Raw genomic sequence first — 15013 nt, forward strand, 5'->3', positions numbered from 1 at the left:
TCTCGTGCGCACCGGTGCTCGGCGACCAGTGGATCGAGCCACCGCCGTAACCCCCGGCGAAGGCGTTGTACCGGCCCACGCCGTCCGCGGTGCTGCGCTCCCCGGTGATCGGGTAGCCCAGCACACCCTGCTCCCAGCCCAGCTCCTCCCAGCGGTCCCGGATCTCCCCGTACGTCTCGTGCGCACCGGTGCTCGGCGACCAGTGGATCGAGCCACCGCCGTAACCCCCGGCGAAGGCGTTGTACCGGCCCACGCCGTCCGCGGTGCTGCGCTCCCCGGTGATCGGGTAGCCCAGCACACCGCGCTCCCAGCCCAGCTCCTCCCAGCGGTCCCGGATCTCCCCGTAGATCTCGTGCGCGCCCGTGTTCGCCGACCAGTAGATCGAGCCACCGCCGTAACCCCCGGCGAAGTGCTGGTAGGACCCGCCGTCGGCCCCGGCGTACCTCTCCCAGGTGATCGGGGGACCCAGCACGCCCCCCTCCTGCCCGAGGTCCCGGTACCTGGCCTCGATGGCCGACCAGTTCACCGACACACCGCGGTTGTCCGCCGCCTGCTGGCGCTCGGCGATGACCGGCCAGACGTTGGCCCGGCAACCCTGCAGGGAGATCGACTGCTGCTGCATGACCCAGGCGGTGCGGCCGGGCGTGGGGCAGTCCTGGTGACCGAGACCCAGCCAGTGCCCCACCTCGTGCAGGATCACGTACCGCTGGTACAGGTCCAGCCCGTGCGGCCACGAGTCCGTGCCGCCGCGCCACCGCTCGTCGTTGATGTAGACGTTGCGGCCCACCCGGCAGCTCCACTCGCTGCTGCAGCCGGGAGCAGCAGCAGCGACCACGGCCGGCGAGGCCAGGATGAGGCTGAAGTTCCCTCCGGACTGCACCTGGTCGAAGCGGAGGGCGCCGCCGAGGCTCCAGCCCCGTGGGTCGTTGAGCGTCTCCGAGGCGACGCCGGCGAAGTGGTCCAGGTCGCCGTAGACGGTGCCCTGGGCCGTGACGGTGTAGGTGATGGCCTGTTGGGCCTGCGCCGGCGCCGCGGGCAGCATGCCCGCGGTGGTCAGCGCGAGCAACATCGCCAGGAACGTCCGCAGGTGCCAGCTCATCGACAGTCCCGTCCCGCAGCCGGCACGCGGCGACCGCGTCTCGTGGTCCTCCGGCACCGGCGCGCCGTGGCGTACCGGCCGCCGCTGCCCGTCCCGGCACGATAGCCAGCCACCACCGGGCCGGGACAAGCCTTTTGGACGCCTGACACGAAGCTGTCATGGACGTGCGGGCGGGGGCCGACCACCGCCCCGCTTCCCTCGTCGGCGGCGGTCCCCGGGACCGGTGGCGATCGCCGGACACGGTGCGGGCCGGATCCCCATGGCCACGTGACGGCTGCATCGTCGGGACAGGAGGGCGGCTTCGACCGGCCGGCGCCCAGGACGACGGTGCAGCACGGGACCGCCGGCCACAGGTCCAGCTGGTGCCCCCGGCAGGATTCGAACCTGCGACACACGGTTTAGGAAACCGATGCTCTATCCCCTGAGCTACGGGGGCCACGGCGCGGCACCAGCTGCCCCGGGACCAACGCCAGCAGGCTATCGGGTGGCCGAGGGAACCCCGGCGGGACCCGACTCGTCGGTACGGCTGAGAGAGCGAACGCCTCCAGCGGGTTACCGTGCTGGGGTCGAAACGAGCTCCGGCAGCGTGGCCGGGGTCAGAGAGGTGGGCCGCAGCGATGGAGACCACGGTGGTCGACGTCCCCGAGCGGGGTCGGTTCGAGATCCGGCAGGGCGAGCGCGTCGTCGGACTTGCCAGCTACCACGTCGAGCACGGGCAGATGACCCTCCCGCACACCGAGGTGGACCCCGCCATGGGCGGTCAGGGCATCGGGAAGGCGCTCGTCGCCGGGGTCCTCTCCGCGGCCCGCGAGCGGGGGCTGACCGTGCTGCCGTACTGCTCCTTCGTCCGCCACTACATCCAGCAGCACCCCGAACTGGTCGACCTCGTCGCGGTCGAGGACCGGCCGCACTTCGGCCTGGAGACCGCCGACCACTGAGCAGGTGACGCGCGGCGCCACCTACGCTGCGCGGGTGCCCGAAGGCCACACCCTGTACCGCCTGGCGCGGCAGCTCGAGCTGCCGTTCGCCGGCCGCCCGGTGCACGTGACCAGCCCCCAGGGCCGGTTCGAGGTCGGCGCCGCCCTCCTCGACGGGCGGGTGCTCGACGAGGTGTTCTCGTACGGCAAGCACCTGTTCGCCCGCTTCGGCGGCGACCACCTGCACGTCCACCTCGGGCTGTACGGCACCTTCCTCACCGGCACCGGCAGACCACCCCCGGCCAAGGGCGCGCTGCGCATGCGCTGGGTGGGCGACGGGCCGGACGGCGCCGGGGCATGGGGCGACCTGCGCGGTCCCACCGCCTGCGAGGTGCTCCCCGCCCCGGAGGTCGAGCGGATCCTGGGTCGCCTGGGGCCGGACCCGCTGCGGCCCCGCGCCGACGGGACGGTCGCCCACCGGCGCATCGCGGGCAGCCGCACGGCGGTCGGGGCCTTGCTCATGGACCAGTCGGTGCTGGCGGGCGTCGGCAACGTGTACCGCGCGGAGCTGCTGTTCCGGCACCGGGTCTCACCGTTCCGGCCCGGCCGGCAGATCGACGCCGCGCTGTGGGCCGGCATGTGGCGGGACCTGGTGACCCTCATGCGCTCCGGCGTCCGGATGGGCCGCATCGTGACCACCCGCCCCGAGGACCGCTCCCGGCGCAGCGGTGCGGTGACCCGCGAAGACGCCCACTACGTCTACCGGCGCACCGACCTGCCCTGCCGGATCTGCGGGACCGCCATCCGCACCCAGGTCCTGGTGGGGCGCAACCTCTACTGGTGCCCCGTCTGCCAGGCGACCTGACCGGTACCGGCGGATGCCGCTCGGCCGCGCGTACCGTCGAGGGCAGTGAGACGCAGATCATGCACGATGGTGGCCCTCGCCGCGGTGGGGGCGCTCCTCGGTCTGCCCGCGACCGCCTCCGCCGCACCCGTCGAGACCGCCGGCCCGACGCGCACCGTCGGCTACGACGTCTCCCACCCGCAGTGCGGCACCGAGCTCCCCGAGGACGCCGCGTTCGCCGTGGTCGGGGTCAACGGCGGGCTCGCCACCCGGGCCAACCCCTGCCTCGCCGACCAGCTGGAGTGGGCCGCCGGCTCCTCGGGTGCGGCCGGCCAGCCGCGGGTGCAGCTCTACCTCAACACCGCCAACCCCGGCGAGCTGCGCGAGCAGGTCACCACCTGGCCCGAGGCGGGCAGCACGCCCTACGGGCGCTGCGACGGCGGCAACTCGACGGCGTGCTCGTGGCAGTACGGCTGGGAGCGGGCGCGCGCGAGCGTGCAGTCGTTCTTCCGCCCCGCCGCCCGCGCCGCGGGGCTGGGCAGCCAGCCGGCGGGCTACACGTGGTGGCTGGACGTCGAGACCATGAACACCTGGCAGTACGGGTCCTCCGACGCGCGGGCCCGCAACCGGGCCGCGCTCGAGGGCATGACCGAGTACCTGACCGGGCGGGGCGCACGGGTCGGCGTCTACTCCACCGGCTACCAGTGGGGCCGCATCGTCGGCGAGGTCCCGGAGGAGAGCCCGCTGGCCGGGCTGCCCAGCTGGCTGGCCGGCGCCACGACCCGGATCGGGGCCGTGGCGGCCTGCGGAAAGCCGCCGCTGGTCCCCGACGGGGAGGTCGAGCTCACCCAGTACGTCCCGGGCGAGCTCGACCACGACCACGCCTGCCGCTGAGCTCGCTCGACGTCAGAGCGCGCCCTTGCCCGGCTCCCCCGCCGGGACGGCGGTCAGCCGGCGCACGTCCAGCGGCGCGGCGAGCTTGTCGGCCAGCGCCGCTCCCAGGGTGGTCAGCGCCTCGGCCTTGCCATGGGTGCGCAGCGCCTCGGGGCTCTCCCACCGCTCCACCATGACGAACACCCCGTCCCCCTCGTGCAGCGCGTACAGCTCGCAGCCGGGCTCGGCGTGCACCTTCGGCACGGCGGCGAGGATCGCCTCCCGGACGGCGTCCACCGCCTCGGGCTTCGGGGTGATGGTGGCGACGACGACAACGGACACGCAGACCTCCTGGGACGGGGGGACGACAACGGCCCGGACGGTTGCCCTGGTGGCGCGGCCCCGGCCGGGTCAGGATGCCAGGGTGGTCGACGACGGCGCTCCTCCTCCCCCGACCGCTGAGCACCCGCTGCGGGTGGCGGTCGTCGGGGCCGGTCCGGCCGGCATCTACGCCGCCGACGCCCTGACCCGGCAGAGCGCGGTCCCCGTCGCCGTCGACCTGCTCGACCGGCTGCCCACCCCCTTCGGGCTGGTCCGCCACGGCATCGCCCCGGACCACCCGAAGATGCGGGCGATCCGGGACACCCTGCACCGCAGCCTGGACCACCCGCTGGTGCGGTTCGTCGGCAACGTCGAGGTGGGCACCGAGCTCTCCCTGGCCGAGCTGCGCGCCCACGTCGACGCCGTCGTCTACACCTACGGCGCGGCCCTCGACCGGCGCCTGGGCATCGAGGGCGAGGAGCTCCCCGGCAGCCTGGCCGCCACCGACCTCGTGGCCTGGTACACCGGGCACCCCGACGCCGACCGCGCGACCGTGGAGGCGGCCCTGGCCGGCGTCCGGCACGTCGTGGTCGTCGGGGTGGGCAACGTCGCGCTCGACGTCGGGCGGATCCTCGCCCGGACCGCCGAGGAGCTGGACCCCACCGACATGCCCCAGCACGTCATCGACGTCCTCGCCGCCGCACCCGTCGAGGAGGTGACGGTGCTCGGCCGCCGCGGTCCGGCGCAGGCCACCTTCACCACCCAGGAACTGCGCGAGCTCGGGGAGCTGGCGGCGGCCACCGTGCTCGTCGACCCCGCTGACCTCGACCTGGACGCCGACACCGAGGCCCGCGCCGCGGCCGACCGCAACGCCAGCCGCAACCTCGCTGTCCTCCGCGAGTGGTCCGGCCACGTGCCCGCCCCCGGTCGCACCCGGCTGCGGCTGCGCTTCTACACCCGCCCGGTGCGGCTGCTGGGCACCGACCGGGTGACGGGCGTCGAGGTGGAGCGCACCGCCGTCGACGGCGACGGCCGGGCGATCGGCACCGGGCAGTTCGAGGTGCTGCCCGCCGACCTGGTGGTGCGGTCGGTGGGGTACCTCGGCACCCCGCTGCCCGGGCTGCCGGTCGACGAGCGCACCGGCACCGTCACCCACGACGGCGTGGGACGGGTGCTGCGCGACGGGCGGCCGTCGGCCGGGGAGTACGTGGCCGGCTGGATCAAGCGCGGCCCCACCGGGGTGGTCGGGCACAACAAGCACGACGCCCGGGAGACCATCGCGGGCCTGCTGGCCGACGCCGCCGACGGCACGCTGCGGGTGCGTGGCCCGGCCGACGACCTGGTGCGCACGCTGCAGAGCCGCGGGGCCGAACCGGTGCTGCTGGAGGACTGGCGGGCGATCGACGCCGCCGAGCAGGCGCTGGGTGCCAGCCGCGGCCGGGCCCGGACGACCCTGCACGAGCGGGAGGCGCTGCTGGCCGCCGTCCGGGAGGCCGCCGCCCGTCAGCGCTGAATCAGCGCAGCGCGGCCAGCAGCTCGCGGGCCGCCGTCTCGTCGGCGGCGGCCACGAACCGGATCAGCGCGTCCGTGTCGGGTGCCAGCTCGAGGGGCTCCCCCGCGTCGGTGAGGACGACGCCCCCCGCGGCGGCCAGCACCGCCAGTCCGCCGGCGACGTCGTGCACGTGCGTGCCGCCGCGGTCCAGGTCGTGCCAGGCCGCGGCCGCGCCGTCGGCCACCAGGCACAGGTCGACGGCGGTGCACCCGGTGATCCGCACCCGGCGGGCGGTCACCGGCACGGTGACCGCGCCGCCCCGCGGCCCGCTGGGGACGACGACGGTGCTACCCGGCCGGGTGCGCACCGGCACCCCGTCCCGGACGGCGCCGTGCCCCTCGACCGCCGCCCACCGCCGGCCCGAGGAGAGGTCGGCGACCAGCCCGGCGACCGGCCGGCCCTCCTGCACCAGCGCGGCCGAGAACGCCCACGGCGGCAGGCCGGCGGCGAAGTTTCCGGTGCCGTCGAGCGGGTCGAGCACCACCCAGGGCCGGCCGGGGGCCACCCCGGTGTCGCGGCTCTCCTCGCTGAGCACCGGCACGCCCAGCGCGCCGAGGACCTCGACGGCGGCGGCGTGGGCGGCGGCATCGGCGGCCAGCGCAGGGCTCCCGTCCCGCTTGGTCCGCGTCTCCCCGGTGCCGTGGGCGAGCGCCACCGCGGTCTCCACCCGCGTGGCCGCGAGCGCCGCCAGGTGGGCGAAGCGCAGCGGCAGGGGGGCGTCGGCCGGTGGACCCGGCACGTCGATCGCCCGCCCGGTCGCGAGGTGCCGCACGCGGTCGCACCCCCACCCCGCCGCGGCGGTGAGCACCACGGGGTGGTCCAGCGGCACCCCTGCCCGGCGCACCACCACGGCCGCGGTGGTGGCATCGTCGGTCCACTGCCGGCGGAGCAGCACCACCTGGCCCTCGTCCCCGACCAGCACCCGCGCCCAGGGGTCGAGCAGGGCCGGGGCCAGCGCGGCCGCCGACATCCCCAGCGCCTCCGCCGCGGCCGGCAGATCCGGGCTGGCCGCGGTGCGCAGCCCCGGCTCAGCCACTGTTGCGCAGCGCGGTGGCGATGCCGTTGATGGTCAGCTGGATGTTGCGGCTGGTGAGCTCTTCGTCCTCGCCGCTCCGCCGGCGCCGCAGCATCTCCACCTGCAGGTGGTGCAGCGGCTCCAGGTAGGGGAACCGGTTCCGGATCGACCGGGCCAGCGACGGGTTGTCGGCGAGCAGGTCGTCGTCGCCGGTGACGGCCAGCGCCATCCGGCAGGTCCGCTCGTGCTCGGCGGTGATGCGGTCGAACACCCGCGCCCGCAGCTCCTCGTCGGGCACCAGCTCGGCGTACCGGGCCGCGAGCTCCAGGTCGGTCTTGGCCAGCACCATTCCCATGTTGGACAGCACGGTGCGGAAGAACGGCCACCGCCGGTGCAGCTCGCGCAGCCGCTCCAGCCGCTCCGCGGAGCCCCCGACCCACTCCTCCAGCGCCGATCCGGTGCCGTACCAGCCGGGCAGCATGATCCGTGTCTGCGACCAGCTGAACACCCACGGGATCGCCCGCAGGTCGGCGATGGAGTTGCCCGCCTTGCGCGACGGTGGCCTGCTGCCGATGTTGAGCTCGGCCAGCTCACCGATCGGGGTGGCCGCCCGGAACCACTCCACGAAACCGGGCGTCTCGTGCACCAGCTCCCGGTAGGCCCGCTGCGCGCGGGCGGCGAGGTCGTCGAGCACGGCGTAGGCGTCCTCGGCGTCGGCGCCGAGGCCTTCGACGTCGAGCAGCGTCGACTCCAGGGTGGCGGCGACGAGCGCCTCGAGGTTGCGCCGGGCGAGGTCGGGGTCGGCGTACTTCGCGGCGATCACCTCGCCCTGCTCGGTGATCCGCAACGCCCCGGCCACCGCGCCCGGGGGCTGCGCGCGGATCGCCTCGTAGCTCGGGCCGCCGCCTCGGCCGACGGTGCCCCCGCGGCCGTGGAACAGCCGCAGCCGGATCCCCTCGCGGCGCGCGAGCTCCACCAGGTCGAGCTCGGCCCGGTACAGCGCCCAGTTGGCGGCGAGGTAGCCGCCGTCCTTGTTGCTGTCGGAGTACCCGAGCATGACCTCCTGCACGTCGCCCCGGTTGGCCAGCAGGGCCCGGTACAGCGGCTGGTCGAGCACCGCCCCGAGCGTCGTGGCGGCGTTCTGCAGGTCGGTGATCGTCTCGAACAGCGGGGAGATGCCGACCGGGCAGGTGGGCCCCTCCGGTCCGGCCGGGTCGAGCAGGCCGACCTCCTTGAGCAGGACGGCGACCTCCAGCACGTCGCTGACCGACTCGCACATGCTGATCACGTAGTTCGGGATGGTCCGCGGGCCCAGCAGCGCGACCCGCTCGGCCGCGGCCACGAGCACGTCGAGCTCCTTGCGCGCCTCCTCCGACAGCTGCGCGTCGGGACGCACCAGCGGACGTCGCAGCGTCAGCTCCCCGGCGAGCAGCTCCACCCGGGCGGTCTCGTCGAGCGCGGTGTAGTCGTCGCACACCCCGGCCCAGGCCAGCAGCTCGCCGACCACCTGCTCGTGCACCGACGAGTTCTGCCGCAGGTCCAGCCCGCACAGGTGGAACCCGAAGACCTCCACGGCCTCCCGCAACCGCAGCAGCCGGTCGTCGGCCAGCGCCCCGGCCCCGTGGCTGCGCAGCGACGCGTCGACGACGTCGAGGTCGGCCCGCAGCTCGTCGGGCGTCGCGTAGGGCGGCAGCGCGGGCAGGGACCCCGCGTCCCCCGGCACGACCCCCGGAACCCGGGCGGCGGTGGCCGCCAGCCGCGCCGAGATGCCGCTGAGCGCCCGCCGGTACGGCTCGTCGGCCCGGAACGGGGAGTCGTCGCCGGAGGCGTCGGCCAGTGCGTAGAGCTGCGGCGTGGGCGTGACCAGCCGGTCGGACATCGACAGCTCGCTGCGCAGCGCCGCGAGCTCGACCAGGTGGTGGCTCAGGGCCGTCTCCGCCTGCCGGGACGTGGCCCGGCGCAGCGCCTCACCCGTGACGAACGGGTTGCCGTCGCGGTCACCACCGATCCAGGACCCCGGCAGCAGCATCGGCCGGCGCAGCACCCCGGCCCCGGGCCACCGCTGCTCGACCGCCCGCCGCACCTCGGCGTTGATCGCCGGCACGACCTCGAACAGGGAGAGCTCGTAGTAGCGCAGCGCCTCGTCGATCTCGTCGGTCAGCCGCAGCCGGGACAGCCGCAGCAGCGCCGTCTGCCAGAGGGTGAGCACCGCGCGCCACAGCTGCGCCGACCACGCCGGGTCGACGTCGCCGCCGGCGCGGTCCCGTTCCCGGATCAGCTGGGTCACCTGCCGCTGCACCTGGAACACGGTCTTGCGTCGGACCTCGGTGGGGTGGGCGGTGACCACCGGGCAGACGAGGGCCCCGGCGAGCTCGCGGGCCACGGTCTCGCCCGGGATGTCCGCCTGGTCCAGCAGGGCGAACGACGCCGCGAGGCTGCCCTGCTGCGGCGGGGAGCCGGCGCGGCGGTGGTGCCGGCGGCGGCGCTCGTGGTGGATGTCCTCGGCGAGGTTGGCCAGCAGCGAGAAGTGGCTGAACGCCCGGATGACGTGGTTGGCGGAGCGGACGTCCAGGTCGGCGAGCCGGCGGGCGAGCTCGGCCCGGTCGACCTCCGAGCGACGGATGCGGAAGGCCTCCACGCGGGTGGACTCGACCAGCTCCAGCACCTCGGGGCCGGCCTGCTCGCCGATCACCTCGCCGAGGACGCGCCCCAGGAGCCGGATGTCCTCGCGCAGCGGCTCGTCGTCCGCGCGGTCACCGGTGCCGGGTGCACCGTGGTGTCGGAGGTCTGCGACGTCAACAGTGGCTTCGGACACACCCCGAGTATCGGGGATCGATGTGACGGGCAGGTGTCGGCCTCCACCTCGGTCCCGGCGCCCGCCATCGAGGGGCGGGCGCCGGGAGCGAGAGCCGGTCCCTGCGGGGTCTCAGCTCCCGTCGGCGCCGCGGCGCCGGGCCGCGACGAGCAGAGCCCCACCGGCCAGCAGCGCGCCGGCACCCAGCGCCGCGGGCAGCAGCGGGTCGGCGCCGGTGTAGGCGAGCTGCCCGGCGGCGGGGGTGGCCGCCGGGGCCACCGTCACGTCGAGCCGGAGGAACCGGTCCGATCCGTCCGGCGCGAACCCGGAGGCGACGAGTGAGTGCACACCCGCCGCCAGGTCGGCGGGGATGGTCACCGGGGCGCTGAAGTCGCCGTTGCCGTCGGTGGTCACCGTGGCCAGGACCTGCGGCTCGGAGTAGATGACGACCTTCGCGGTCGAGTTCGGCATGAAGCCCGTGCCGAGGACGGTCAGCTGCTCGCCGGCCGAGGCCCGGGTGATCAGGCCCTTGTCCGTCGTGAGCGTGAGGGGCGTCGAGGGGACCCGCGACGGCACCGTCGGCTCGCCAGCCGGCGTGGCGACCGGCGCGGGCGGGGCGGGCGGCGCGGGCGGGGCGGGCGGCGCGGGCGGCGCGGGCGGCGTCCACGTCGCGACACCGTCGGCCGCGATGGTCAGCGGGGTCTGCGGGTTGCTCTGGTTGCCGCACAGCATCGACTGGACGACGAAGGAGTGGGGCCCCTCGGTCAGGCCCGTGACGGTGGTCGTGACGACCCCGGTACCGACGTCCTCGGTGAAGGCCCCGCCGTCGAGGTAGGGCCGGGCGACGCCGTCCACCTTCAAGTAGTAGGAGGTGTAGACGACGTCGGGGTGCTCCTCGGGCTTCGCGGCGGTCCAGTTCAATGTCACCTGGCCGGCGGCGGAGGAGGCCGCCGAGACGAAGACGACCCTCGGCAGCGGCGGCGGCGGCCGGTCCTGGCTGTTCCAGTAGTCCTGGTAGGGGCCGCACTGGTCGACGGCCGCCGGCGCAGTGCCGCCCCGACCCTCCGGAACCGCCGTAACTTCGGGAGACGTCGCCTCCGACGGCTGGACGGCGACGTCCGCGCCCGGCTCCTCGGCGACGGCGACCCCGGCCCCCGTGGCCCCTCCACCGATGGTCACTGCCAGCAGGGCCGCGCCCCCGGCCAGGGCCCGGGCGAGCCGGCGCCCCCGATCCAGCCGTCCGTCCACGTGCATGTCCTCCCCGTCCCCGCCCGGACGGTCGACCCCGTCCGGCGCGTGCACGAGGCTTTCGGCAGCGGAGCGCCGTTCCTCCAGGGCAACCGCGGGTGGCTCGTACCGGAGGGCCCACTGCACCGCCCCATGCGCCCCACCGGCCACGCGAGGCGCAGCAGGCTAGTCGTGCTCGAGCTCCCGCAGGCACTGCGCCGCGAGCTGGTCGCCGGCCGCCGCCCCCAGGCGGAACTGCTCCACGGCTCCCTCGAGGTCCCCGCGGTCGGCCAGCAGCACGCCGAGGTTCTGGTGGCAGTAGGCGTCACCGGCGGAGATCCCGCTGCGGTAGGCCTCCTCGGCGGCCTCCTCGTCGCCGAGCTCCTCGCGGTAGAGGTTGCCCAGCGGCAGCCAGGCCACCTGCTCGCCGAGCTTGGCGCCGCGCTCCAGCACCGCGCGCGCCTCGGCCGAGCGGCCGGTCTCGCGCAGCAGGTGCGCCAGGTCCGCGCGGGCGGCCGGGAAGTGGTGCTGGCCGGCGCGGAGGTCGTCCTCCAGCGCCGGGTCGAGCGTCGAGCACCAGCGCCAGCAGGCGACGACGGCGGCGGCCTCCTGGTCACCCGCGGCGGCGAACTCCTCGGCCACCGCCATGGCCTGCTCGCGCTCCCCCTGCTCCCGCAGCAGGAAGGCCAGCTGCAACCCGCCCTCGAGGTCGCCGGCGGCCGCCGCCCCCCGGTAGGCGCGCATGGCGCCGGCGAGGTCACCGAGGTCCTCCAGCACCAGGCCGAGGTTGCGCCAGGCGTCGGCCTCGCCGCCGCGCAGGGCGACCTCGTAGGCGTCGACCGCCTCCTCCCAGCGCTGCTGGGCGGCCAGCGAGTTGCCGAGGTTGAACGCGGCGACGGAGTCCCCCAGGTCGAAGGCGCGGCGGAAGCAGGCCTCCGCCTCGGTCTGCCGGCCGGCGTCGGCCAGGTCGCAGCCGAGGTCGATCAGCGCGTCGGCGTCGTCGGAGGCGAGCAGCCGCCGCAGCCGCACGTCCAGGTCCTCGGTCATGCCGCCGATGATCGCGGCGAGGAGGCGCCCGGCGCGCCCCCTCGCCGCCGGACCTCACCCCAAGGGATCGGCCCGGAGGCCGAACGGTCACCCGATCAGCTGTCCCCTCCGGCCGGTCAGCTGCCGAACGCCTCCCGCCAGGCCGGCATCAGCGAGCTGCGCACCCACTCCAGGTAGGGCTCCTGCTGGTCCCCGCCGATCTGGACCAGGGCCAGGTGGGTGAACCCGGCGTCGGCGTACTCCTTCGCGGCCTCGATCACCGCGCCGACGTCGTCCCCGCACGGGATGCTGCCCTCGACGTCCTCCTCGCGGACGAACGAGGTCGCCGCGTCGAACGCCGACGGACCGGGCAGCTCCGAGTTGACCTTCCAGCCCAGGCCGAACCAGCGGAAGAGGCTGTGCGCCCGGGTGACGGCGGCGGCCTTGTCGGTGCCGTAGCTGATCGGCATCTGGGCGATCTTCGGCTTGCCCGCGCCCCCGGCGGCCTCGAACGCCTCGACCAGCTCCGACAGCGGATCGGTCGCGACCAGCACGTCGGCCAGCTCGCCGGCGATGGTGGCCGCCTGCTTCCCGCCGGCCGCGAAGCCGATGGGCACGCGCTTCTCCGGCAGGTCCCAGAGCTTGGCCGACTCGACGTCGAAGTGCTCACCGCGGAAGTTGGTGTAGCCCTCCCCGTCGAACAGGTCGCGGATGATCTGCAGCGCTTCCATGATCATCTCGTGCCGGACGTCGGCCGGTGGCCAGCCGGCGCCCACGACGTGCTCGTTGAGGTTCTCCCCCGCCCCCAGTCCGAGGGTGAAGCGGCCGCCGGAGAGGATCTGCAGGGTCGCCGCCTGCTGCGCCACGACCACCGGGTGGTAGCGGAAGCTCGGGCAGGTCACGTAGGTCATCAGCGGGATCCGGCTGGTGGCCTGCGCGGCGGCCCCGAGGGTCACCCACGCGTTGGGCGAGTGGCCCATCTCGTCCAGCCACGGGAAGTAGTGGTCGCTGCTGACGGCGAAGTCGAAGCCGACCTCCTCGGCGCCCACCACGTGGCCGACCAGGTCCTTCGGCCCGGCCTGCTCGGTCATCATCGTGTAGCCCAGCTGCATCACCATGCCGCGCGGCTACCCGGCGCGGGCCGGGGCGAACCGACCCGCGCCAGGTGGTCACACCCGCTCGGCCTTCAGCGCCTCCCGCATCGTGATCTTCCCGCCCGTGCGCAGCAGCGCCGCGGCGTACACCCGACCGCCGAGCCGGACCACCAGGACGATGGCCGCGACCATCAGGGCGGCCGACAGCACGATCTCCCAGACGGCCACGCTGCCCGCGGCCTGCCGCACCGGCATCACCAGCGGGGACAGTCCGGGGATGTAGGACGTGACGACCGCCAGGGTGCCGTCGGGCTCCGCGGCGGCCTGGATGCCGACGACGAAGGCGACCACCAGCACCATGATCGTGGGCATCACCACGGTGTTGAGGTCCTCCTGCCGGCTGACCAGCGAGGCGGTCACCGCGAAGATCGCCGCGTAGAACGCGTACGCGAGCACGAACCAGGCGACGACGGCGACGGCCGTGCCGATGAGCTCTCCGGGGATGTCGACGATGTCGAGGGCCAGCGCCCCGGCGACCCCGACGACCACGATGAGCACGATCTGCGCCAGCCCGAGCAGTCCCAGGCCGATGATCTTCCCGGCCAGCAGCTGCCACGGCCGCATGGTCGCCAGCAGCAGCTCCACCACCCGGCTGGCCTTCTCCTCGACGACGCCCTGGGCGACGAACTGGCCGAAGAGGATGAGCAGGCCGTAGAGCAGCGCGACGCCGATGATCGCCATGCCGATGCGCTGGCCGTCCTGGTCGGCGTCCGGGTCCAGCGGCGTCACCGCCACCTCGGGCACGACGAGGTCATCGACCCCGGCGGCCGCCAGCTGCTCGGCCAGCGCCAGCTGTGTGACCGCGCCCTGGACGACCGACTGCAGCGTTCCGCCGGCCGACTGCTCGACCAGCAGCTCGGGCTCACCCCCGCCCTCGGCCAGCAGCACGCCGTCGACGTCGCCCTCCTCGATCGCCGTGCGGGCGGCGGCCTCGTCGTCGAGGGCGACCACCGTGACGTCGACGTCGAGCGCCTCGCCCTGGGCCTCCAGCGTCTGCTCCAGCCCGGCGCCCCCGCCGACCATCCCGATCCGGGTGGCGTCGCCGCCGGAGCCGAGCGCCACCTGCATGCCCAGCGTGCCGAGCAGCAGCACCAGGATCACGACCGAGCTGATGATGAAGTTCTTGTCCCGGATGCGGGCGGAGACCTCGCGTGCGGCGACGAGCCGCACGAGTCCCGCGCTGCCGGGCGTACGCGACGGGCTCACGCCGCCACCTCCTGGGCGCTGGGGGCGGCGACCGCCCCGCGGAAGAGTTCGACGAGTGTGGGCTGCTGCCAGGCGAAGTGGGTGACCCGGCCGGTGTGCAGCGCGGCGGCCAGGACCGCCTGGTCGTCGGCGTCCGACGCGAGCTCCAGCAGCGTGTCACCGGCCTGCTCGGAGACCACCCGGACGCCGGGGAGCGCCGCGGCCCACCCCGGCGCGGCGTCGGGCACCACGACGCGCAGCAGCCGGCCGGCCTCGCGCCGGCGGAGCTCGTCGACGGTCCCGGTGGCGACCATCCGCCCGCGGGCGAGGATGCCGACCGAGTCGCAGAGCCGCTCGACCAGGTCCAGCTGGTGGCTGGAGAAGACCACCGGGACGCCCGCGCGGGCCTGGTCCAGCAGGGCCTCGGCCAGCGAGTCCACGCCGATGGGGTCCAGGCCGGAGAACGGCTCGTCGAGGATGAGCACCTCGGGCCGGCTCACCAGCGCGGCGGCCAGCTGCACCCGCTGCTGGTTGCCCAGCGACAGTTTCTCGACGGCGTCGCCGCTGCGCGGCCCCAGCCCGAGCCGCTCCACCCACTCGCCGGCCGCGTGCGTGGCCGCGGCGGAGTCCATGCCGTGCAGGCGGGCGAAGTAGGCGATCTGCTCGCCGACCTTCATCTTCGGGTAGAGCCCGCGCTCCTCCGGCATGTAGCCGACGCGGCGCCGGGACTCCTGGTCGAGCGGGCGTCCCTGCCAGCGCACCTCCCCGGCGTCGGGCCGGACCAGCCCCATGGCCACGCGCATGGTCGTCGTCTTTCCCGCACCGTTGGAGCCGCAGAAACCGAACATCGATCCCGGCGCCACCGTGAAGCCCACGCCGTCGAGGACGCGGACGTCCCCGAAACTTTTCTGCAGCCCGTCGAACTCGAGCACCTGTTCCTCCTGCCGTTGGGCACGTCCGCCGGAAACCGTAGCCGAGCTCATGATCACGCCAGGGTGATCGACTC

General features: G+C 74.8%; 13 protein-coding genes and 1 tRNA gene. 4 read left to right on the forward strand and 10 right to left on the reverse strand.

The window, feature by feature from the left end:
* Positions 1–1099: DUF3152 domain-containing protein (locus ACI79Q_RS01620; protein WP_456588026.1), on the reverse strand; the 1099-nt coding region annotated here is incomplete at its 3' end.
* Between the two features lie 360 nt (positions 1100–1459).
* Positions 1460–1535: transfer RNA gene (locus ACI79Q_RS01625), tRNA-Arg, on the reverse strand.
* Positions 1536–1656: 121 nt separating this feature from the next.
* Between ACI79Q_RS01625 and ACI79Q_RS01630 the strand changes: the two genes are divergently transcribed.
* From ACI79Q_RS01630 to ACI79Q_RS01640, 3 genes are read left to right on the forward strand one after another with little or no spacing between them, the layout of a single operon-like run.
* A complete protein-coding gene (locus tag ACI79Q_RS01630) occupies positions 1657–2037 on the forward strand; it encodes a GNAT family N-acetyltransferase (RefSeq protein WP_456588027.1) in 381 nt (126 codons plus the stop codon).
* A 34-nt stretch (positions 2038–2071) separates the two neighbouring features.
* The gene (locus ACI79Q_RS01635) at positions 2072–2881 is read left to right on the forward strand and encodes an Fpg/Nei family DNA glycosylase (protein WP_456614024.1); all 810 of its coding nucleotides are present in this window, start codon (positions 2072–2074) and stop codon (positions 2879–2881) included.
* Positions 2882–2926: 45 nt separating this feature from the next.
* Entirely contained in the window at positions 2927–3754 is an 828-nt protein-coding gene (locus ACI79Q_RS01640; RefSeq protein ID WP_456614025.1) for a hypothetical protein, read from the forward strand.
* Positions 3755–3766: 12 nt separating this feature from the next.
* Here the strand turns inward: ACI79Q_RS01640 and ACI79Q_RS01645 are convergent, their stop codons facing one another.
* Positions 3767–4075, reverse strand: a complete 309-nt coding sequence (locus ACI79Q_RS01645) for a putative quinol monooxygenase (RefSeq protein ID WP_456599106.1) — start codon at positions 4073–4075, stop codon at positions 3767–3769.
* 82 nt (positions 4076–4157) lie between these two features.
* Between ACI79Q_RS01645 and ACI79Q_RS01650 the strand changes: the two genes are divergently transcribed.
* On the forward strand, positions 4158–5567 hold the full coding sequence (locus ACI79Q_RS01650; protein WP_456588031.1) for an FAD-dependent oxidoreductase: 1410 nt from the start codon (positions 4158–4160) through the stop codon (positions 5565–5567).
* Position 5568: 1 nt separating this feature from the next.
* Here the strand turns inward: ACI79Q_RS01650 and ACI79Q_RS01655 are convergent, their stop codons facing one another.
* The 7 genes from ACI79Q_RS01655 to ACI79Q_RS01685 form a co-directional block, all read right to left on the reverse strand.
* Positions 5569–6642 carry an inositol monophosphatase family protein gene (locus tag ACI79Q_RS01655; RefSeq protein WP_456614026.1) on the reverse strand — a complete coding sequence of 358 codons (1074 nt, stop codon included), beginning with the start codon at positions 6640–6642 and terminating at the stop codon, positions 5569–5571.
* On the reverse strand, positions 6635–9436 hold the full coding sequence (gene ppc, locus ACI79Q_RS01660) for a phosphoenolpyruvate carboxylase (protein WP_456599104.1): 2802 nt from the start codon (positions 9434–9436) through the stop codon (positions 6635–6637). Before ppc ends, ACI79Q_RS01655 begins: the two co-directional genes overlap by 8 nt.
* A gap of 111 nt (positions 9437–9547) precedes the next feature.
* A complete protein-coding gene (locus ACI79Q_RS01665) occupies positions 9548–10663 on the reverse strand; it encodes a hypothetical protein (RefSeq protein WP_456614027.1) in 1116 nt (371 codons plus the stop codon).
* A gap of 165 nt (positions 10664–10828) precedes the next feature.
* Entirely contained in the window at positions 10829–11689 is an 861-nt protein-coding gene (locus ACI79Q_RS01670) for a tetratricopeptide repeat protein (protein ID WP_456588035.1), read from the reverse strand.
* A 116-nt stretch (positions 11690–11805) separates the two neighbouring features.
* Positions 11806–12786, reverse strand: a complete 981-nt coding sequence (locus ACI79Q_RS01675) for a TIGR03557 family F420-dependent LLM class oxidoreductase (RefSeq protein ID WP_456588036.1) — start codon at positions 12784–12786, stop codon at positions 11806–11808.
* Between the two features lie 51 nt (positions 12787–12837).
* Positions 12838–14028, reverse strand: coding sequence for an ABC transporter permease (locus ACI79Q_RS01680; RefSeq protein ID WP_456588037.1), 1191 nt, complete (start codon positions 14026–14028; stop codon positions 12838–12840).
* The gene (locus ACI79Q_RS01685) at positions 14025–14939 is read right to left on the reverse strand and encodes an ABC transporter ATP-binding protein (protein WP_456588038.1); all 915 of its coding nucleotides are present in this window, start codon (positions 14937–14939) and stop codon (positions 14025–14027) included. The genes ACI79Q_RS01680 and ACI79Q_RS01685 overlap by 4 nt, the downstream gene beginning before the upstream one ends.
* Between the last annotated feature and the right edge of the window lie 74 nt (positions 14940–15013).

It is taken from the genome of Blastococcus sp. SYSU DS0828, from assembly GCF_054050975.1.

What these genes read in the sequence shown, in the direction of transcription:
- ACI79Q_RS01670 (WP_456588035.1), bottom strand. Translation starts at nt 11,689, where the DNA reads ATGACCGAGGACCTGGACGTGCGGCTGCGGCGGCTGCTCGCCTCCGAC.
- ACI79Q_RS01675 (WP_456588036.1), bottom strand. Translation starts at nt 12,786, where the DNA reads ATGGTGATGCAGCTGGGCTACACGATGATGACCGAGCAGGCCGGGCCG.